The following is a 19,508-nucleotide window of genomic DNA, read 5'->3' on the forward strand; positions in this document are numbered from 1 at the left end:
AACTTTAACCCTATGAAAATTATTTTTGAATGGTTGCTAAGCATCCTTGCGGCATTTCTGTTATTGCAAACCTTATTTTTTAAATTTTCTGGAAGTGATGAAAGCGTTTACATATTCACCCAAGTTGGTATGGAGCCTTGGGGACGTTGGACATCAGGATTTATTGAATTGATAGCAGGCGTTCTGTTGCTTTGGCCAAAATACAGAGTTTATGGTGCTATTGTTGCACTAGGAGTGATCTCAGGAGCCATCTTCTTTCACTTGACCAGTTTGGGAATCGAAGTAATGCATGATGATGGGCAGTTATTCTACTATGCCTTGACGGTCTTTATTAGTAGCTTAATGATTTTATGGATGCGAAAAGATGATTTACCTTTCCTGAATAAACAAACTGCTTGATTTTATTCTTTAGAGGGGAGTGGATGACGTATTAAAGCCTGCATACAATTGGTTTAAGAAGAAAGGATGGAAACCATTCCCTTTTCAGGAAGAGGCCTGGAATGCCTATCTGAATGGTAAGAGTGGATTGCTCAATGCGCCTACTGGAAGTGGTAAAACCTATGCCCTTTGGATACCAACGATTCTTGAGTTTTTAAGAGATCATCAACCAGAAGAGATCACACCTGAAGTGCGAGTACTTTGGGTAACGCCTTTGCGCGCCCTAGCGAAAGATATTCAACGAGCAATGCAGGAGGTTTGTGATGATCTTGACTTGAGATGGGAAGTTGGTTTAAGAACTGGGGATACCACTACAAGCCAGCGACAAAGTCAGAAGAAAAAGGCTCCACAAGCATTGGTTATCACACCGGAAAGTATCCATGTCTTATTAAGTCAAAGTGATTATCCCAACTTTTTCAAGAACCTAAGAGCCATTATAGTAGATGAATGGCATGAAATACTCGGTACTAAAAGAGGTGTGGCTACGGAATTAGCCATTTCAAGATTAAAAGCACTTAATGGATCTCAATTAAAAATCTGGGGTATCAGTGCTACGATTGGCAATTTACCTCAGGCCAAGCGCGTGCTCCTTGGTGAAGACTATCACAAGGAGAGTGTGACTGTCCGTGCTGATATTGATAAAGAGGTCTTGATCGAATCTGTTTTGCCAGATGAAGTGGAAAAGTTTCCCTGGACAGGCCATTTAGGTACCAAACTGTTGCCTAAGATTATTCCCATTGTCAATCGATCCAGAACGACTTTGCTGTTTACCAATACACGTTCGCAAACGGAGCTGTGGTATCAGGCTATATTAAAGTTCGCTCCTGAACTCTCGGGTGTAATTGCCATGCATCATGGTTCCATGGACAACGACATTCGTGGTTGGGTAGAAGACGCTCTACATGCAGAAAAGTTGAAGTTAGTAGTCTGTACATCGAGTTTGGATCTAGGTGTAGATTTTCGACCTGTTGACACTGTGATACAGGTGGGTGGCCCTAAAGGTATCTCACGTTTTTTTCAGCGTGCAGGACGGAGCGGACATCAGCCAGGTGCGGTTTCTAAAATATATTTCGTTCCTACGCACTCTTTGGAGTTGGTAGAAGGGGCTGCACTGAGAGAATCTATCCAGGAAAAACAATTTGAAAGTAGGAAGCCACTTGAGAAGAGTTTGGATGTGTTGATACAGTACCTGGTAACTTTAGCTGTGAGCGGAGGATTTAAACCGCTTCAGATATTAGAAGAACTTCAAACTACGTATTCCTATAGAAGGTTGACTGCTCAAGAGTGGCAATGGTGTTTGGAATTTATCACTACTGGAGGTAAAACACTCGGTCAGTATGATGAGTTTGCCAAAGTTTACAATGATGACGGCATCTACAAGATCATCAACAAAAAAGCAGCAACTAAGCACAAACTTTCCATTGGAACGATAGTCGGTGATCCTGCTTTGAAGGTACGGTTCATGACTGGAGGATATGTAGGAACTATAGAGGAGAGTTTTATCTCTCGCTTAAATCCCGGAGATACTTTCTGGTTTGCTGGAAAGAATCTCGAATTTGTTCGGATCAAGGATTTAACCGTTCTAGTTAAAAAGTCCTCCAAGAAAAGTGGTCTAACGCCACAATGGATGGGAGGAAGGTTGCCTCTTTCCTCAATGCTAGCGGACAAAATTCGTGAGAAATTTGAGCAGGCTGTTGAAGGAAATTATGCAGACATAGAAATGCATACCATTAAGCCTATTCTGGATTTGCAAGCCAAGTGGTCTGATATACCTTCCAGGAAGAATCTACTCATAGAAAAAACCAAAACTCGATTTGGCTATCACATTTTTATCTATCCCTTTGAAGGGATGTTCGTTCATGAAGTTTTAGGTGGAGTAGTTGCGTTACGGATCAGTCGCATTCAGCCCATTACCTTCTCCATTTCTATGAATGATTATGGGTTTGAGCTATTATCAGATCAGGAGATTCCGATTGAGGAGGCATTGGAGTCTGATTTGTTCAATGAAGAAAACCTGTTTCAGGATATTCAGGAGTCCATCAATATGACTGAAATGGCTCAGCGTAAGTTTAGAGATGTGGCAACCATTGCCGGGCTGATCTTTCAAGGATATCCTGGGAAAGGAATTCGTGCAAAACACCTTCAGGCTTCATCAGGCATTTTATTTAAGGTATTTGAAGAATACGACAAAGAAAACCTGTTGATCAGACAATCAATGGAAGAAGTGCTGACACTGCAGGTGGAGCACAGCCGATTGTTGGAAGCTATGCGAAGAATCAATGATCAAAAAATTGTTCTAAAAGAAACCATAAAACCAACACCATTTGCGTTTCCTATTCTGGTGGACATGTTCCGTAGACAGAACCTCACCTCTGAGCAGCTATCGGATCGTATTGCAAAAATGCAAATGCAGTTGGAACGTGCTGCGAATAAACAGAGTTGATTATTTTTGAAGACTTATTAACCCTAAATAAATATGAAAGTAGTATTCCTAGCACTATTTACACTTATTGTCACAAGCTTAAACGCTCAATCTATAGCGGGTCAGTGGAAAACAATAGATGACGAAACTGGAAAACCACGGTCAATTGTTGAAATAGAAGAGCGTGATGGTAAGTTTTATGGCAAAATCGTGAAACTATTCAGAGAGCCAGGTGAGGAGCAAGATCCAATCTGTGAGGAATGCCCAGGGAAGAAAAAAAATCAGAAGATTATCGGAATGGAAATCATCACCGACATGGAGCTTGTAAAGGGAGAAAATGTCTATGAAGATGGTGAGATTCTCGATCCCGAAAGTGGTAATGTCTATGATTGCAAACTTTGGATAGAGGATGGTAAGCTGATGGTTCGAGGTTATGTGATGTTTCTATATCGTACTCAAACATGGCTACCATATGAAGGGTAGTCCCGAGCTGCTCGGTGCCAATTACAAATTTCAATTTTTAGATCAAGAGTTTGTTCTGGATGCTGATAGAGCAATTTATTGGCAGGAGGATAAGTCTTTGATTGTTGCAGATCTTCATTTGGGGAAAGCAGGGCATTTTCGTAAACATGGTGTTCCTATTCCGCGACAAGTTCATATCACAGATTTGCAAAAAATGAATTCGTTGATAAATCGATATCAACCTGAGAAGATATTGTTTTTGGGTGATCTCTTTCATAGTGATAACAACGAAGAGTGGATGGACTTTATCGAATGGTCCAATCATCATAGTGGGATCCAACAGCTGTTAATTGAAGGGAATCATGATATATTAGATGAAGGGTCTTACCTGCAAACCAGGATGAAAGTGGTGGATGAGTATCAAAACGGACCATTCCTTTTGACTCATGAGGAAGTGAAAACAGATCTCTACAATATTTCCGGTCATGTGCATCCTTGTGTTCGGCTTCATGGCATAGCAAGACAAGGAGCGAGGCTTCCTTGTTTTCAGTTTGGAAAGCAAAAAGGATTGATTCCTGCTTTTGGTGAGTTCACAGGAAGTCACCCAATCCGACCATTGAAAACCGATCGTATCTTTGCCATTGCAGAAGGGCAACTCATTGGTTTGGTCGGGTAAATCAATTATTTTACAGAAATAAACCAGCAATTCATCAAGTATGCGGTTACTTTTTGAACGTTCAATGTATTTAAAGAAGGAGCGAAAGCTCTCGGTGTATGAAGGATAGGGAAATTCTGGATAGAATAAGCAAAGGTGACGAGCGAGCCCTAGACTACCTCTACAAGAAGTACTATAAGATGATGACAAACATCGTCTTGAAAAATAATGGTACGCTTGACGAGGCTAAAGACGTCTATCAGGAAGCCTTGGTGGTGTTTTGGCAGAAGGCTGCGAGTGGAAAACTTGTACTTACTTCCAAGATCAGCACCTTCCTATATAGCATATGCCTAAATCAGTGGCGAAAGGAGCTTGATCGTAAAAGTCGATTGAGTAGCGAAGAAGTGGATAAGGAGGAGTATCAGAGCCACGATGAACAGGAGAGATATAAAATTGTGATGCAGTGTATCAGCGAACTGGGTGAAACTTGTAAGCGGATATTAACTTATTATTATTTTGACGGGCTGAATATGTCTGATATTGCTGAAAAAATGAACTTTGCCAATACAGATACAGCGAAAACAAAAAAATATAAGTGTAAAAAGAAACTAGATAGCTTAATTAAAGAACGCTACACCACAACTGATTTTTTTGATTGATGAACTCAACACAGCAACATCAAATTGAAGCATTTTTAAGGGGTGAATTGAATCCCGAGCAGCTAAAGGAATTCAACCAACTTTTAGCTGACGATCCTTCCTTTGCCCAAAATGTACGTTTTGAGCAGAATATCGTGAATGGTCTATCTCAAGTACGTAAGGCAGAGCTTAAAGCTCGTCTTGATGCCATCGATGTAGCGCCAACAGGTTGGATTGGACTTGGCCAATTAGGGAGTAGTTCATTGGTGAAAACACTTGGAGGCCTTGCTGTAGCTTCTGTTGTTGGTGTTTTGATTTACACTAATCTTGATGACGCAACTCCGGAATTTGATCAATCAAAAGTTATTACCACAGAAGTTAATTATCCTACAGAGCAACAATCAATCGAATTTGATTGGGATTTGAAAGAATCAGCAGTTGCTGAAACAGTAGAGAAACAATATCAAGAGCAATCTGAACCAGAAATGATTGCTGACGCCGTTAAGCCTGCGGCGGAAGTAGTAGAAGAGAAATCTACCAAGACCGAAGAGTTTGATGTTACGGTAAACGTACCTCAGCCAGATGCTTTAGCTAAAGAAGAAGGTTTGGTGACACCAGAGTCTGACCTTCCAGAAATGGAAACCACTGATGAAGTTGCGAATACTGAGGTGGCTCCAGTAGATGTAGAAACGGTTCAGAAGAAGAATGAGACCTTGAAGTACAAATACTTTGACGGTAAATTGTTCCTTTATGGAGATTTCAACGAGCAGCCATACGAGATTCTTGAAATCAATGGTGTGAAAGAAAGAAAGCTTTACTTATTCTTCGAAAGCAAGTACTTCAACATTGATGTCACTGACAAAGTGAAAGAGCTTGATCAGATTGTGAATCCTAAGTTGGTGAACGAGCTGGATATTATTCGTAACAATAAGTAATAGGCTCACAATTTTCCCTTTACATTATTTAGTTTTGAGGCGGGATGGAACAGAAAACCCGTAAAAAACGAAAATTAGGCAGTTACCCGTTTGTTAGCGTAACTCTGAGTATTACTCTTGCACTGTTTGTGATAGGGTTATTCGGAATGTTGGCACTGCATGCGAGTAAATTAACAACTGTTATACAGGAAAATATTGAACTTCAAGTTTTCTTGAATAAGCAGATCACCTCAAGTGAGATCAGCAAAATCAATCGTACCATTGGCTCTAAACCATTTGTTTTGAAGAAAGACGATGCGCCAGTAATTAGAATGGTTACGAAAGAGGAGGCTGCTGAGCAATTCATTAAAGATACAGGAGAAGATTTTACAGAGTTTCTAGGAGATAACCCACTTCGTGATGTGTTGATTGTCAATATCAATCCAGGTCATCAAGCTTCTGATTCATTGAAAATGATCAAAGCTGATATCGAAAAAATAGGTGGTGTATATGAAGTTTCTTATGTAGAATCTTTGGTAGAAAGTATCAACGAAAACCTGACGAAGATCGGATTGATATTGGTTGGTTTCTTCCTGATTTTGTTGCTGGTAGTAGTGATCTTGATTAACAATACAATTAAGCTAGCATTGTTCTCTCAGCGATTCCTGATCAGAAGTATGCAATTAGTTGGTGCAACTGCGGGATTCATAAGAGGTCCATTCCTAAAAAGATCCGTTTGGTATGGTTTATTGGCCGGGACTTTTGCTAGTCTCATGCTATTTTTCTTAATGACCTATGCCAACACCAGAATCGAAGATTTAAGTCAATTACAAGATATTCAAAGCCTGGCCATATTATTTGGTTCCATCATTGTATTAGGAATGATGGTAGGCTTTTTAAGCACATATCGTGCGGTTAGAAAATATTTAAAACTCTCATTAGACGAACTTTACTGATATGTCAGATAAAAGCAAATTTGCCTTCCAAAAGGCTAACTACATGATTATGCTAGCAGGTGTATTGACACTGATCATTGGCTTCTTTATCATGTCTTCAGATGGTGAACCATACGGATTTGGCTTCATGGGATTGACATTGGGTCCTATTGTTGTTATGATCGGGTTCATCATAGAGTTTGTGGCCATATTCTACAAGCCAAAAAACAACTCGACAGAAAGCGAATAATACATGACTTGGATTGAGGCGTTGATCCTTGGGATCATACAGGGACTTACTGAATTCTTACCTGTAAGCAGTAGTGGTCATCTGGAAATTGGAAGTGTTCTGTTAGGAGTAGCTTCTAGTGAAAATCTATTATTTGCGGTGATTGTTCACGCTGCAACAGCTCTAAGTACGATTGTCGTTTTTCGTCAGGATATTCTAGATATCTTCAAAGGATTGCTTGAATTCAAATGGAATGATTCGTGGGATTTTGCTGTGAAAATCATCATTTCCATGATTCCTGTAGGGATTGTGGGAGTGTTTTTTGAAGATCAAATTACAGCCCTTTTTACCGGAAATCTATATCTAGTAGGAAGTATGCTCCTGTTTACCTCCGCACTGTTGTTTTTTACTCATTTTAAGAAAGATAATGACCAGGAGGTAAGCAAGCCAAAGGCGTTTATCATCGGATTGGCTCAAGCTATTGCCATACTTCCAGGTATTTCCAGATCAGGATCTACCATTGCTACTGCCTTGATCTTAGGAGTAGAGAAGAGTAAGGCAACTAGATTCTCGTTTTTGATGGTTCTTGTTCCTATTCTAGGAGCAAGCATGCTGAAGCTTAAAGACTACTTTGAAGAACCATCTGCTTATGATGGTCTGGGTGTTGGTCCAATGGTTGTTGGATTTTTAGCCGCGTTTATTGCTGGCTACATCGCTTGTAAATGGATGGTAGGCATCGTAAGAAAAGGTAAGTTGACCTACTTCGCTGTTTATTGTTTGATTGTTGGACTGATTGCTATACTTTCTCAGGTTTGGAGCTAAACCAATACACCGAAGGCAAAATATTGCTTATTGATAAGCCACTTACCTGGACATCATTTGATGTGGTAAAGAAGCTTAGATATGCCATCAAGGTTAAGAAAATCGGACATGCGGGAACGTTGGATCCATTGGCGACTGGTCTTTTACTTATTGGTACCGGTAAGTTCACTAAAAAACTCAATGAGCTTCAAGGCTTAGATAAAGTGTATGAAGGAGTAATTACTATAGGTAAGACTACACCTTCTTATGATTTGGAAACTGAGTTTGAAAATGAGACTACTATAGATCATTTAACTCAGGATGATCTGGAAGCCGCGGCAAAGAAATTAACTGGACCACTTGATCAGATTCCTCCTGCGCATTCTGCAGTTCGCATCAATGGAGAGCGTGCTTACAAGAAGGCTCGTAAGAATGAAGAAGTAAAAATTGATCCACGTAGGATCGTCATCCATGAATTCGCTTTGACTAAAATTGAAGGAGCAGATATTCATTTTCGAATTGCGTGTTCAAAAGGCACATACATTCGTAGTATGGCAAGGGATTTTGGAGAGATTTTAGGAGTAGGTGGTCATTTAAGTGCCTTGCGACGAACTAAAATTGGAGACTATTCTGTTGATGATGCTGATCAGTTAGATGACTTTATCAATCAAATCAAGCAAGATGCAGCTAGTTGAGGATCTCAAGGATTTTGAAGCACCAAACTATTCGGTAGTTACTTCCGGTACTTTTGATGGTGTTCATTTTGGGCATCAAAAGATCCTTAAGAAAATCATTCAGATTGCTAAAGAAAAGGGAGGTAAAAGCGTTGTGCTTACTTTCTGGCCACATCCAAGATTCGTCTTAAAGCCAGATAGTAACGATTTGAAGTTGCTTACCACCTTTGAAGAGAAAGCACAGTTATTAGATCAAATTGGAATTGATTATCTCGTCAAAATACCATTTACGAGAGAGTTTTCTGAGTTATCTTCTGATGAATTCATAAGACAAATTCTAGTTAATAAACTCAATACACAGAAGCTGGTGATCGGATATGATCATCGTTTTGGGAAGAATAGAGAAGGAGGTTTTGATTACCTTATGGAACATTCTCAAGACTATGGTTTTGAAATTGAGGAAATTCACAGACAAGATATTGAGCATGTAGGAGTCAGTTCTACGAAGATTAGAGAAGCTCTGGCAAATGGGAATATTCATATTGCTAATGAGTTTTTAGAAAGAGAATACAGCATTACAGGATTTGTAAAAGATGGCGATCGCATCGGTCGAAGTATTGGATTCCCAACTGCCAATCTGGACATTCCTGAAACTTATAAGTTAATCCCTGCGGATGGTGCTTATGCTGTTCGGGTAGAAGTAGATGGTAAAAATTACCAGGGAATGCTCAATATTGGTCAGCGACCAACTGTTTCTGGACAGGAGCGTAGAATAGAAGTGAATATTTTCGACTTTAATGAAGATATTTACAATCATCGAGTGAAAGTGGCCTTTGTTCGTTTGTTGAGAAAGGAGCAAAAGTTCTCCAGTATCGAAGAATTGAAAGATCAGTTAAACAAAGACAGGCTTCAAGCGATTGATATATTGAATCAATAGAAAAATTATGAAACAAGTCGTTGCTTATATATTCGTCGCTGTTGCGGCGGTAGGATGCGCTTCTTCAGGAAAAGTGTCTTCTTTATTATTCTCACCATCCGATGATCGCAAATTAGGTGAGCAGGTAAGTCAGGAAATTGAATCGAACCCTCAGGAATATCCTATACTGTCTCAATCACAATATCCAAAAGCGTATCAATACCTAAACTCTATGAAGGATGCTATTCTTAAGAGTAATGATATTGATTATTTGCAGGAGTTTGCCTGGGAATTGAAAATCATTGATAACGATGAAGTTCTAAATGCTTTTTGTACTCCTGGAGGCTATATCTACGTGTATACTGGATTGATAAAGTATCTGGAAAATGCAGATGACTTGGCGGGTGTAATGGGGCATGAAATAGCTCATGCAGATAGAAGACACTCTATTAAGCAAATGGAAAAACAATATGGGTTATCTATCCTGATGAGTATTGCACTGGGTAATGATCCAAGTCAGTTGGCTCAAATTGTAGCACAGCTAGCAGGTACAGGAGCTATTCTAAAGTTTAGTCGCTCTGATGAAGCTGAAGCGGATGAGTTTTCGGTGAAATATCTGGCTGACACGAAATATGCTTGTAATGGTGCAGCCTCTTTCTTTGAAAAATTGATCAAAGAAGGACAAACTGGTGGAACTCCTGAATTTTTGAGTACTCACCCAAGTCCATCAAGTAGAGTGTCAGATATTAATAAAACTGCTTCTGCAGAAGCTTGTAGTACCAAAACAGTTAATGAAGTAGGTATGAACTACGCTGACTTTAAAGCTAGTTTGCCGAAATAAAATTGATCGCCATGAAGAATTTCAAATCATTAGTCATCTTTCTAGCCATAGGGGTGCTGGGCACTTTATGGTCTTGTGATAAAAATGGAGATATCGTGTTGTTCTCGATTGAGAATGACAAGCAATTGGGAGCACAGGTAGCTGCTGAGATAGAAGCTGATACCAGTTTCACTATACTATCTAGAGCTGAATATCCTGAGGCTTACAATTATCTACAATCAATGACCGATGATATTTTGAGTTCTGATGAGGTGTCTTACAGGGATGAATTTGCTTGGGAGATTCATATCATTGACGATGATGTATTGAATGCTTTTTGTACACCAGGTGGTTATATCTATGTGTATACCGGTTTGATTAAGTATTTAGAAAATGCAGATGACCTGGCAGGGGTGATGGGGCATGAAATTGCACATGCTGACCAGCGTCACTCTTCTAAGCAATTACAAAGAGCATACGGTATTCAAATTTTATTGAGCATCGCGCTAGGAGAAGAGTCTAGTCAATTAGGACAGATTGTAGGTCAGCTTGCAGGTACTGGAGCGACATTGGCATTTAGTAGAAGTGCAGAGTCAGAGGCTGATGACTTCAGTGTGGAATACTTGGCCGATACTGACTATGCTTGTAATGGTGCAGCATCATTTTTTCAAAAATTATTAGAGTCTGGTCAAAGTGGAGGACCTGAGTTTTTAAGTACACACCCTAGTCCGTCTACTAGAGTAGAGGATATTAATGCCAAAGCAGATGATTTAGGTTGTGATAAAACACAAATCTCTGAATCAGGCTTTACTTATGCGGATTTTCAAAACAGTTTACCATAAATGAAAAAGTCAGAGATAAAGATTTCTGTAGAGTTAGATGAGCAAAACATCCCGGAAACAATTATGTGGGATGCAGATGAGAAACAAGGTGAGGGGCCATCAGAAACCAAATCTGTGAGTTTGTCCCTTTGGGATGACAAGACAAAAAATACTTTGCGTATCGATCTATGGGCAAAAGATATGCCGGTAGAAGATATGAAGCGTTTTTACATTGATTGTATTGGTGGAATGGCACAGTCCATTCTCAATAGTACTGGTGACGAATACATGGCATCGGAGCTAAACGCTGTATGTGATAAGTTTGTGACTCATTTGAAGAACGAAATGAGTTAATCAAAATACAACAGAATGATAAAAAGCCTGTCAATTTCGTAATTGACAGGCTTTTTTGATTGTATAGATTGTAAATTCTACGAATTCGGGTGAAGCAATAGCGTCAATCTTGATATTTTTATCTAATATTAGAGTTTACTCTAGCATTTACATTAACTCATTTATAGTATGAAGCTTACTTTACCCAAATCATTATTGAGTTTGGTTTTGATGATGCTTGTATCGGTTGCTTTTGGACAGGTATCAATTACAGGAAAAGTTACTGATAAAGCCACTGGTGACGAGCTTATTGGTGTTAGCATCCTGGTGAAAGGGACCGTACTTGGTACCATCACAGATGTACAGGGAAACTTTAATCTCGAAGTTAAATCCGCGCCCCCGGTTACTTTGGTAGTTTCTAGTGTTGGATACGAGCGCATAGAATTAGAAGTGAATCAATCTTCTGTCAGAGACTTGAAGATTGAAATGACAGAATCCATGCTTCTTGGTCAGGAGGTAGTAGTTTCTGCTTCAAGGGTAGAGGAAAATATTCTTCAATCGCCTGTTAGTATCGAAAAAATGGATGTCATTGCAGTACAGCAGACTCCAGCAGATAATTATTACAAAGGTATTCAATACCTCAAAGGAGTTGACGTAACTCAGAGCAGTATTAACTTCCAAATTGTTAATGCTAGAGGCTTTAATTCTACAGGGAATACACGTTTTGTACAATTAACTGATGGAATGGATACCCAAGCCCCAGCTTTGAACTTTCCTATTGGTAACTTGAACGGGCCTTCAGAACTCGATGTGGAAAGTGTAGAATTCATTTCTGGTGCTCAATCAGCTCTTTATGGACCCAACGCATTCAATGGATTGTTGAGAGTTACTAGTAAGTCAGCTTTTGATTACCAAGGATTTAGTGCATTCGCGAAAGTTGGAATAAATCACTTAGGTGCCGATGAAGAAGCAGGAGCCCCTTCAAGTCCTCAACCGATGTATGAAATGTCTTTAAGGTATGCTAAATCATTTAATGATAAGTTCGCTTTCAAAGTAAACTTCAGTTACATGAAAGCAGAGGACTGGTATGCTACCGATTATCAGACAGATAGAGAAGCACAGCGTCAAGGAGATTTGCCTTTTAATCCTGGAAAAGACGCACCAAACTATATGGGAGATGAAGCAGCAGTGAACCTTGCGATTTTAAGTTTCTCATCAGCATGGAGAAGTTTGGGTAACCCGCTTAATAATTACTACTCTTTAAATGGAGGGAACACTCCTGTGAATATTCAAGATTTTGCGAATAATGGCTTTCTTCCGAACCAGGTTGTTTCAGTTACCCCATTTGAGGAGCATGAATTAATAGATTATGGTGCTGAGAATATTAAGGGTAATATTGGATTGTATTACCGTCCAACAGACAAAATTGAATTGAGCTATTTATACAATGCTGGTTTTGGTACGAGTATATACACTGGAGCTCAACGGTATTCTTTAAAGAATTTTGGGATTCAACAGCACAGGGTACAAGCTAAGGCGGATAACTGGTTCTTAAGAGCTTATGCAACCTTAGAAAATTCTGGAGATTCATATATTACTGAGTTTTACGCTAAAAGAGTTACCGATTTGTCTATTAGTCAAGCGCCATTGGCTATACCACAAGATGTAAGCGTATGGTTGGGTACATATGGTTATAATTACTTGAGATATCTTCAGAATAATTTAGGCTATAACCCTAATAGTAATAGTCCTGCTGATGTGACGCAAGCAGACCAGATAGCAGCTTATAATTTTGCACGTGAGCAAACAGAAGCTTTATACGGGATTGATTTTAATTCGGCTGCCGGTCAGAGAATTTTAGCGGATGCCCTAGAAGGAGTTGTGCCAACTGGTCCTAAGTTTAATGACCAATCTAAGTTGTATCACGCTGAGTTTCAATATGATTTCAAGAATGAGATTGATTTCATAGAGTTGCTTTCTGGCGCAAGTTTTAGACTATACGATTTGCAATCTAATGGAACCATATTCCCTGATAGTGAAAGTAATCCAATTACCATAGCTGAATATGGTGCATATATGCAAGGAACCAAACGTTTGGTAGAGGATAAAGTGAAATTAATTGGTTCAATAAGAGTTGATAAGAATCAAAACTTTAATGCTGTTTGGAGCCCTAGAATATCAACAGTAATTTCTCCAGTTAAGAATCATAACTTTAGATTTTCATACCAAACTGGATTTAGAAACCCAACTACACAAGGTCAGCACATCAATCTGAATATAATTTCTTCAAGATTGTTAGGTGGATTGCCAGCTAATTTGTCCAGATATGAAATTGGTACGAATCCATACTTGTACTCACTTGAATCTGTCGATCAATTTGCAGGTCAAATATTTGCAGGATCTCCAGCACAACAACAAGACCCTGCATATATCGGTTCAGCTTTAGCGCTTTTGGATCCCATTGAGAATTTTAGTCCGGTAAAGCCTGAGCAGGTTAAAGGGTTCGAACTAGGTTATAAGAGTTTGATCAATAATAAGTTAATGATTGACCTAGTTGGATATTTAAATAACTACGATAATTTCATTGTACAGCAAAGAATGCGAAGAGCTGCTTTGTATACAACCGATCAGGCAGCAGCCGATGCTGACCCGTTGTTGTCATATAATCCAGATCCAAATGTAGCTGGTCAGCCAAATCCATTCACTTTGTTAAATGGTACTGCTGATAATACCTATCAAGTATATACGAATGCTACAGAGTCTATCAATGCCATGGGATTTGCTGGAGAAGCAACCTATTTGTTCCCTGGAAATTATACTTTCGGAGTGAATTATAGCTGGAATAAATTGAATACAAATGGTTCTGATGATTTTGTATTTGGATTCAATACCCCTGAACATAAATTCAATATTAAGTTCGGAAATAGAAAATTAACTGATGATATTGGCTTTAACGTGGTATACAGATGGCAAACCGATTTTTATTGGGAAAGCTCTTTTGGTGATGGAAATATACCTGCCTATGGTACCCTGGATGCTCAGGTTACCTACAAGACTCCTATAAAGGCATTAGTCAAAGTTGGCGGATCAAATATTCTTAACGATTATTATATTCAAAGTATTGGAGCACCTAGTATTGGGGCAATATTCTATGTTTCAGTAACATTTGATAGCATGACCAAATAGTTAAAATAATTTACGATTTTTAAAAGGTCAACTTAACAGTTGACCTTTTTTTATGAAATCACAATTGGTAAGAATGGAAAGCGATTTTAAGCACTTTCACAAATTAAGAAGTAAGCTATATATCATTGTATTTGGAACAGATACTCCGGCTGGTAAGTTGTTTGATATTGTTCTGTTGGTAGCCATTTTGCTTAGTATTATCGCTGTAATGCTAGAAAGTGTCAGAGATATTAAAATTCAATATGAAGATTTCTTTGACACGCTCGAATGGACATTTACTTTACTTTTTTCAGCGGAGTATTTGTTGAGAATCTTTATTACTAAGAAGCCTAAAAACTATGTTTTTAGCTTTTTGGGAATTGTTGATTTGGTAGCTCTATTACCAACATACATTTCCATTTTCGTTACAGGAGGGAGTTATTTGGTTGTTATCCGGGCTATTAGGCTTCTGAGAGTATTTCGTATTCTTAAACTTACAAGGTACCTCGAAGAAGCTAGAACTCTAGGAACGGCATTGGTTGCTTCTCAACGTAAAATTTTAGTCTTTATGGGAGCGGTGACTACATTGGTTATGATTACAGGAACACTAATGTACTTGATCGAAGGGGGGCAAAACGGATTTACTAGTATTCCGAGGAGTATCTATTGGGCAGTAGTTACCGTGACAACAGTTGGATATGGTGATATTGCTCCTCAGACAGTTTTAGGGCAGACTTTTGCGACGTTTTTAATGCTTACAGGATATGCGATTATTGCTGTTCCTACTGGAATTGTCAGCAACGAAATGCGAAAACTTGAATTGAAATCAGTCGGGAAGAGTTGCGATAGGTGTTTTACAGACAATCCAACTTCTGCTAACTATTGTATGAAGTGTGGTAATAAGTTAAAATGAAAAAAGCCCATTCGAATCATCGAATGGGCTTTTTAGTTTTGGATGTTAAATATTTTTATTGGATGACACCAGCTAAAGGATAAACAGTCCAGTTTGTACTTGAAACTGCACTAGCAGTTACAACCGGATAGGCTGTTTCATTTGGGCCTGCTACGGTTGCTCCAGCTACAACTACTTGAGTTCCTCCAGCAGTTGGATAAGTGCCATCTGCCAATGGATTGATATTTGAAGGAATAACATGTCCTCTAATAATCGCATCTAGTTGAGCAGCAGAAAGACTAGAAACAGTTTCATCTGATAGTGCTTCATTAACTGGTGCAAAAACAGTAACTCCAGATCCTGAAAGCGAAATTAAAGCACCAACAAGTGTTTCTTCAGCCGCTTTTCCTGCATCTGCTTTTTGAATTGCAGCAGCTAAGTTAGAATAGCTTGAAGATAAAAGTATTGGTTGAGCTGCTGTACCCAATGTAGCTACGATTACTGCACCAATTGATGGTGGAACTAGTACTGCATCAACTATATGTACATAACCGTTAGTTGCTTCAATTGAGCTGGTGATCGCCGCATCTGTTGATGCACCTGTGCTCAAAGTTCCATCAGCTTTGATAGTGATTAACTCACCTTCAGCAGTAGAAAGTGTACCAGTTAATTCACCAGCAGCGATTTTAGCAGCTGTATGTAAATGGTACGTTAAAACAGCAGTTTGAATTTCAGCTGAGACAGGGTCAAAGCTAGTTAGGCCAAGAGTAGTTAAAAGTCGAACCATAGCAGCATTATCAGGAGCAAATAGTGTCATTTCACCTTCTGCGCTAAGTGTAGTATTTAATCCTTCTTCATCAATCAGTCCTTTTAATGTAGACAGGTCTTCATTTGATGAAAGTATTTCATAAATATTTTGCTCTGGCCCTGGATCTTCATCTTCACCACAACTAGTTGTAAATACAAGCCCAATTACTACAGCAAATAGTGCCAAGCCTCTCAATGGGTTCATTAGATTGTTCTTCATCATCTTCAGTTTAAATTGTTTTGTAAGTTAATGTACTATATACAATATAGGGTTACATAAAGTTATGAAAAATTTTGTTATGCAAGCATACTATTTTTGTCATTTGAGTTTAGACATTAAATCATATTGACTGTTGATAACAGTCATTATCAATGTTGGAAGGTTTCATGACCTTAGTATAAACAAACCACAATAAGTCATGAAAACGCAAGTAAATACCCCTCAAAAAATACCGGGCTTGCAAGAAGCCCACCTTCCTCATTTATTGGAAGCCAATGAAGTTCTTCACCAAAAGAATACAACCGTTGAGCAATTTGATGATTTGATGCAAATCAAAAAAGAACGACAAGCCATCGATGCAGAACGTAAACCTTTATTCTTTTTCATCGGGCTAAGCCTTAGTTTGTTTATGATCATCATAGCGTTCAATTGGAAAACGTATGATGATACCGGTTTGGTTGATTTAGGTACGGTCAACAGTGAATTTGATGAAGTGCTTGAGATGCCAATTAGTAATCAACCACCTCCACCCCCTCCAAAACAAAACCTGGAAGTCTTCGAATTGAAAGAGGTAGAGGATGAAGTATTGATTGAAGATATGGATTTGAACCTCGATATGGAGATGACTGAAGATATGGCTGTGGAGGATGTGATCTATGAAGATATCGTAATGGAAGTAGAAGAAGAGAAAGTAGAAGAGATCTTCCAGGTAGTAGAGACCTGGCCAGAACCAGAAGGAGGTATGGCAAGCTTCTATCAATATGTAGCTGATGAAATGATTTACCCCGAAGCTGCCAGAAGGTTAAATATCAGTGGAATGGTGTTCGTCCAATTCGTCGTAGAAAAAGATGGGAAAATCACTGATGTGAAAGTAGTAAAAGGAATTGGAGCTGGTTGTGATGAAGAGGCGATAAGAGTAGTCAGCAGTGCTCCAGCATGGAAACCAGGTAAACAGCGCGGTATGGCCGTAAGAGTTTATAGAACTGTCCCAATACGGTTCATTTTGAGAGAACGTTAATTGGGTTATTGTTGGTTTGGCCCTCTGATGGACGATCAGAGGGCTTTTTTGTTTAGATTTCCTTCTTCGTTAATTTCTTATGCAAGTCTTCCATAAGCATCAAAGCTGCTGGACCGTACCAGGGTCTTAATTCCATTTTTAATCTACCCGCTTTGATAGCAGGATCAGTACGAGTGAGCGCTTCGGCTTCCTCAATAGTTTCTACGGCGAAAATATAAATACCACGAATGTCCCCGTCGTCCATAAATGGTCCGGCAATAACCAATTGACCTTCTTCCGCCATTCGAGTAATGTTGTCTAGGTGAGCTCGTTGTAATTGTGCTGCTGTTGTAGAGTCCTGATCCCGATTGGGTCCGGCAATGAGGTTAGCCAGAATATATTTACGCATTCCATAATCATCAGCACCCGCTTCTTTGGCAAGTAAAGAGTCATATGCAACTTCAGAAGTCTCTTTAATAGTAGTTTCAACAGTTGTCGGTTTTTGAGGAGAGAAACAGGAACTTATCAGTGACCCCACGAATAAGAATAAGGATAAATTGGATTTCATTTAGCTTAGTTTGATTGCAAATATTGTTGTAATGGGTACGATAACAATCCAATTCATTATCTTATGATTCAGATCAGTACGTATTCTTATGAAAACTAAGGATTATCATCCAGAAAACTATCAGGATTTGCTTGCAAAATACCGGAAGGTTAAAGCGAAAGTTCTTGAAGTTGAGGGTTTTGATAGCACTTCAAGGCAAAATATTGCAGCAGGACTTGAACCGTATGCCGGAGAGTGGGGCAAGTTGCATCAAGCTCATTTATTGAAAAGGACCATGTTTGGTGTCACCACTTCAGATCTCCAGGCGATAGCTGGGTTATCGATGGATGCAGCCGTAGATTCTCTGTTAATTAAAGGCGTAGCCCCGGATCCTCCTGTCAATGACTACAATGACTCTGCTGATGGAATAATCGACCCGGAAATTGAATTCGGAGAGACCTGGATTCTTTCTGCACATGGTGGAGATTTTGAAGGGCCACGGACCATCTCTCTCAAAAATTGGCTGGTCAAAAATTTCATCAATCAATCGACAAGTCTGGAAGAAAAGATGATTTTCTTCTGGCACAATTTGCTTCCAATTCAAACCTGGGACGTCTTTTACTCAAAGTTGTGTTATCAATACTTTGATATGCTCCGAATGAATTGTTTTGGGAACTTTAAAACCTTGATTCGTGAGTTGACACTGAATCCAGCCATGCTGTTGTATCTCAATGGTACTTTCAATAATAAAGAGGCTCCAGATGAAAATTATGGCCGTGAGTTGCAAGAGCTTTTCTGCATTGGCAAAGGGCCGGACGCTGGTTTTACAGAATCCGATGTTCAGGCGGCTGCTCGGATACTAACTGGTTGGGTAATTGACTGGTCTAAATTTTATGACTCAGGAGAATTGAATGTGTTTTTTTATCCGCCATATCATGATGAGTCTACTAAAGAATTTTCTTCGTTTTATGGGAATAAACAGATTGAGGGTAAATCTGGTGATGCTGGAGCCGAAGAGTTGGATGAACTTTTGGATATGATTTTTTCCAATGATGAGACAGCTCTGTACATCTGTAGAAGACTATATAAATTCTTCGTATACAATGACATCACTTCAGAAACAGAACAAAATATCATAGTTCCTCTGGCGCAGACTTTTCGATCGGGAGGTTATGAAATTAAGCCTGTATTGGAACAACTATTGAAAAGCGCACATTTTCATGATTCTGCCAATCATGGTGCTTTGATTAAGAATCCATCCGAGTTTCTAATTGGTCTGTGGAGAACTTTTGGAATGGGTATAGAGAGTGAGGATTTGAATTTACTTAGTGATCAGCATTCAAGCATCCTTTGGCAAATGGCGAACATGGGTTTAGAAGTTGGAGATCCTCCAAGCGTGTCTGGTTGGCCAGCCTATTATCAGGAGCCCTCTTTTGATAAGTACTGGATAACCACAGATACGGTAACTAACAGAGCATTATTAGGGGATTCAATGGTTTATTGGGGATACTGGATCAATTCTGATTTACAAATTCCAGCGGACTTCATAGCCTTTTTAAAAACTTTAGAAAATGCAGCAGATCCTAACTTAATGCTTGAAGAGATTTCTTTGCTGTTGTTGGGAATTCAGTTGGATACAACGTCTATGAATAACTTGAAAGCAATCTTGCTTTCGGGACAACAAACGGATAGTTACTGGACCATCGCCTGGAATCAAATGCTCGAGAATCCAGGTGATACGGAATATGAAATGGTCGTACTGAATAGATTGAGGCCAACATTTCAGCATTTGTTACAACTAGGTGAAGCTCAATTGATGTAA

The 19,508-nt window shown here is 39.2% G+C and carries 20 protein-coding genes; 18 read left to right on the forward strand and 2 right to left on the reverse strand.

From position 1 onward, the window contains the following. The first annotated feature begins 12 nt into the window (after positions 1 to 12). The 16 genes from NXS00_RS09790 to NXS00_RS09865 all read left to right on the forward strand — a co-directional run bounded on the left by NXS00_RS09790 (position 13) and on the right by NXS00_RS09865 (position 15,136). Entirely contained in the window at positions 13 to 399 is a 387-nt protein-coding gene (locus NXS00_RS09790) for a DoxX family protein (RefSeq protein WP_258099006.1), read from the forward strand. Between the two features lie 19 nt (positions 400 to 418). After that, on the forward strand, positions 419 to 2,881 hold the full coding sequence (locus tag NXS00_RS09795; protein ID WP_258099007.1) for a ligase-associated DNA damage response DEXH box helicase: 2,463 nt from the start codon (positions 419 to 421) through the stop codon (positions 2,879 to 2,881). A 33-nt stretch (positions 2,882 to 2,914) separates the two neighbouring features. After that, the gene (locus tag NXS00_RS09800; protein ID WP_258099008.1) at positions 2,915 to 3,343 is read left to right on the forward strand and encodes a DUF2147 domain-containing protein; all 429 of its coding nucleotides are present in this window, start codon (positions 2,915 to 2,917) and stop codon (positions 3,341 to 3,343) included. Further along, on the forward strand, positions 3,333 to 3,998 hold the full coding sequence (gene pdeM / locus NXS00_RS09805) for a ligase-associated DNA damage response endonuclease PdeM (RefSeq protein WP_258099009.1): 666 nt from the start codon (positions 3,333 to 3,335) through the stop codon (positions 3,996 to 3,998). The genes NXS00_RS09800 and pdeM overlap by 11 nt, the downstream gene beginning before the upstream one ends. 98 nt (positions 3,999 to 4,096) lie before the next feature. After that, positions 4,097 to 4,636 (forward strand): RNA polymerase sigma factor, encoded by a 540-nt coding sequence (locus tag NXS00_RS09810; RefSeq protein ID WP_258099010.1) that lies wholly within the window; start codon positions 4,097 to 4,099, stop codon positions 4,634 to 4,636. Continuing rightward, positions 4,636 to 5,550: a hypothetical protein gene (locus NXS00_RS09815; RefSeq protein WP_258099011.1), complete on the forward strand. Its 915-nt coding sequence runs from the start codon at positions 4,636 to 4,638 to the stop codon at positions 5,548 to 5,550. Before NXS00_RS09810 ends, NXS00_RS09815 begins: the two co-directional genes overlap by 1 nt. Before the next feature lie 44 nt (positions 5,551 to 5,594). Beyond that, positions 5,595 to 6,485 carry a cell division protein FtsX gene (locus NXS00_RS09820; protein ID WP_258099012.1) on the forward strand — a complete coding sequence of 297 codons (891 nt, stop codon included), beginning with the start codon at positions 5,595 to 5,597 and terminating at the stop codon, positions 6,483 to 6,485. A gap of 1 nt (position 6,486) precedes the next feature. Continuing rightward, entirely contained in the window at positions 6,487 to 6,714 is a 228-nt protein-coding gene (locus NXS00_RS09825; RefSeq protein ID WP_258099013.1) for a DUF3098 domain-containing protein, read from the forward strand. A gap of 3 nt (positions 6,715 to 6,717) precedes the next feature. Beyond that, on the forward strand, positions 6,718 to 7,515 hold the full coding sequence (locus NXS00_RS09830) for an undecaprenyl-diphosphate phosphatase (protein ID WP_258099014.1): 798 nt from the start codon (positions 6,718 to 6,720) through the stop codon (positions 7,513 to 7,515). Beyond that, on the forward strand, positions 7,506 to 8,189 hold the full coding sequence (gene truB / locus NXS00_RS09835; protein WP_258099015.1) for a tRNA pseudouridine(55) synthase TruB: 684 nt from the start codon (positions 7,506 to 7,508) through the stop codon (positions 8,187 to 8,189). The genes NXS00_RS09830 and truB overlap by 10 nt, the downstream gene beginning before the upstream one ends. Beyond that, complete coding sequence (locus NXS00_RS09840) at positions 8,176 to 9,105, forward strand: bifunctional riboflavin kinase/FAD synthetase (RefSeq protein ID WP_258099016.1); 930 nt, start codon at positions 8,176 to 8,178, stop codon at positions 9,103 to 9,105. Before truB ends, NXS00_RS09840 begins: the two co-directional genes overlap by 14 nt. Before the next feature lie 7 nt (positions 9,106 to 9,112). After that, complete coding sequence (locus NXS00_RS09845; protein WP_258099017.1) at positions 9,113 to 9,925, forward strand: M48 family metallopeptidase; 813 nt, start codon at positions 9,113 to 9,115, stop codon at positions 9,923 to 9,925. Between the two features lie 11 nt (positions 9,926 to 9,936). Next, positions 9,937 to 10,746: a M48 family metalloprotease gene (locus NXS00_RS09850; protein WP_258099018.1), complete on the forward strand. Its 810-nt coding sequence runs from the start codon at positions 9,937 to 9,939 to the stop codon at positions 10,744 to 10,746. Continuing rightward, a complete protein-coding gene (gene gldC, locus NXS00_RS09855; RefSeq protein ID WP_258099019.1) occupies positions 10,747 to 11,079 on the forward strand; it encodes a gliding motility protein GldC in 333 nt (110 codons plus the stop codon). It abuts the gene before it with no gap. 168 nt (positions 11,080 to 11,247) lie between these two features. After that, entirely contained in the window at positions 11,248 to 14,244 is a 2,997-nt protein-coding gene (locus NXS00_RS09860; RefSeq protein WP_258099020.1) for a TonB-dependent receptor, read from the forward strand. A 52-nt stretch (positions 14,245 to 14,296) separates the two neighbouring features. After that, complete coding sequence (locus tag NXS00_RS09865; protein ID WP_258099021.1) at positions 14,297 to 15,136, forward strand: ion transporter; 840 nt, start codon at positions 14,297 to 14,299, stop codon at positions 15,134 to 15,136. A 55-nt stretch (positions 15,137 to 15,191) separates the two neighbouring features. On the opposite strand, the gene NXS00_RS09870 is transcribed toward NXS00_RS09865, so the two are convergent. Then, positions 15,192 to 16,145: a fasciclin domain-containing protein gene (locus NXS00_RS09870; RefSeq protein ID WP_258099022.1), complete on the reverse strand. Its 954-nt coding sequence runs from the start codon at positions 16,143 to 16,145 to the stop codon at positions 15,192 to 15,194. A gap of 196 nt (positions 16,146 to 16,341) precedes the next feature. On the opposite strand from NXS00_RS09870, the gene NXS00_RS09875 reads away from it, so the two are divergent. After that, a complete protein-coding gene (locus NXS00_RS09875; protein ID WP_258099023.1) occupies positions 16,342 to 17,160 on the forward strand; it encodes an energy transducer TonB in 819 nt (272 codons plus the stop codon). A 52-nt stretch (positions 17,161 to 17,212) separates the two neighbouring features. Here the strand turns inward: NXS00_RS09875 and NXS00_RS09880 are convergent, their stop codons facing one another. Beyond that, a complete protein-coding gene (locus NXS00_RS09880) occupies positions 17,213 to 17,707 on the reverse strand; it encodes a YciI family protein (RefSeq protein WP_258099024.1) in 495 nt (164 codons plus the stop codon). Between the two features lie 88 nt (positions 17,708 to 17,795). On the opposite strand from NXS00_RS09880, the gene NXS00_RS09885 reads away from it, so the two are divergent. Further along, on the forward strand, positions 17,796 to 19,508 hold the full coding sequence (locus tag NXS00_RS09885; protein WP_258099025.1) for a DUF1800 domain-containing protein: 1,713 nt from the start codon (positions 17,796 to 17,798) through the stop codon (positions 19,506 to 19,508).

Origin of the sequence: Marinoscillum pacificum, from assembly GCF_024714495.1 — a bacterium.
Classification (GTDB): Bacteria; Bacteroidota; Bacteroidia; order Cytophagales; family Cyclobacteriaceae; genus Marinoscillum; species Marinoscillum pacificum.

Bases quoted from the DNA above. Each gene is read 5' to 3' on its own strand.
- NXS00_RS09790 (WP_258099006.1), top strand. From the start codon at position 13: ATGAAAATTATTTTTGAATGGTTGCTAAGCATCCTTGCGGCATTTCTG.
- NXS00_RS09800 (WP_258099008.1), top strand. From the start codon at position 2,915: ATGAAAGTAGTATTCCTAGCACTATTTACACTTATTGTCACAAGCTTA.
- pdeM (WP_258099009.1), top strand. From the start codon at position 3,333: ATGAAGGGTAGTCCCGAGCTGCTCGGTGCCAATTACAAATTTCAATTT.
- NXS00_RS09810 (WP_258099010.1), top strand. From the start codon at position 4,097: ATGAAGGATAGGGAAATTCTGGATAGAATAAGCAAAGGTGACGAGCGA.
- NXS00_RS09815 (WP_258099011.1), top strand. From the start codon at position 4,636: ATGAACTCAACACAGCAACATCAAATTGAAGCATTTTTAAGGGGTGAA.
- NXS00_RS09820 (WP_258099012.1), top strand. From the start codon at position 5,595: ATGGAACAGAAAACCCGTAAAAAACGAAAATTAGGCAGTTACCCGTTT.
- NXS00_RS09825 (WP_258099013.1), top strand. From the start codon at position 6,487: ATGTCAGATAAAAGCAAATTTGCCTTCCAAAAGGCTAACTACATGATT.
- NXS00_RS09830 (WP_258099014.1), top strand. From the start codon at position 6,718: ATGACTTGGATTGAGGCGTTGATCCTTGGGATCATACAGGGACTTACT.
- NXS00_RS09840 (WP_258099016.1), top strand. From the start codon at position 8,176: ATGCAGCTAGTTGAGGATCTCAAGGATTTTGAAGCACCAAACTATTCG.
- NXS00_RS09845 (WP_258099017.1), top strand. From the start codon at position 9,113: ATGAAACAAGTCGTTGCTTATATATTCGTCGCTGTTGCGGCGGTAGGA.
- NXS00_RS09850 (WP_258099018.1), top strand. From the start codon at position 9,937: ATGAAGAATTTCAAATCATTAGTCATCTTTCTAGCCATAGGGGTGCTG.
- gldC (WP_258099019.1), top strand. From the start codon at position 10,747: ATGAAAAAGTCAGAGATAAAGATTTCTGTAGAGTTAGATGAGCAAAAC.
- NXS00_RS09860 (WP_258099020.1), top strand. From the start codon at position 11,248: ATGAAGCTTACTTTACCCAAATCATTATTGAGTTTGGTTTTGATGATG.
- NXS00_RS09865 (WP_258099021.1), top strand. From the start codon at position 14,297: ATGAAATCACAATTGGTAAGAATGGAAAGCGATTTTAAGCACTTTCAC.
- NXS00_RS09870 (WP_258099022.1), bottom strand. From the start codon at position 16,145: ATGATGAAGAACAATCTAATGAACCCATTGAGAGGCTTGGCACTATTT.
- NXS00_RS09875 (WP_258099023.1), top strand. From the start codon at position 16,342: ATGAAAACGCAAGTAAATACCCCTCAAAAAATACCGGGCTTGCAAGAA.
- NXS00_RS09880 (WP_258099024.1), bottom strand. From the start codon at position 17,707: ATGAAATCCAATTTATCCTTATTCTTATTCGTGGGGTCACTGATAAGT.
- NXS00_RS09885 (WP_258099025.1), top strand. From the start codon at position 17,796: ATGAAAACTAAGGATTATCATCCAGAAAACTATCAGGATTTGCTTGCA.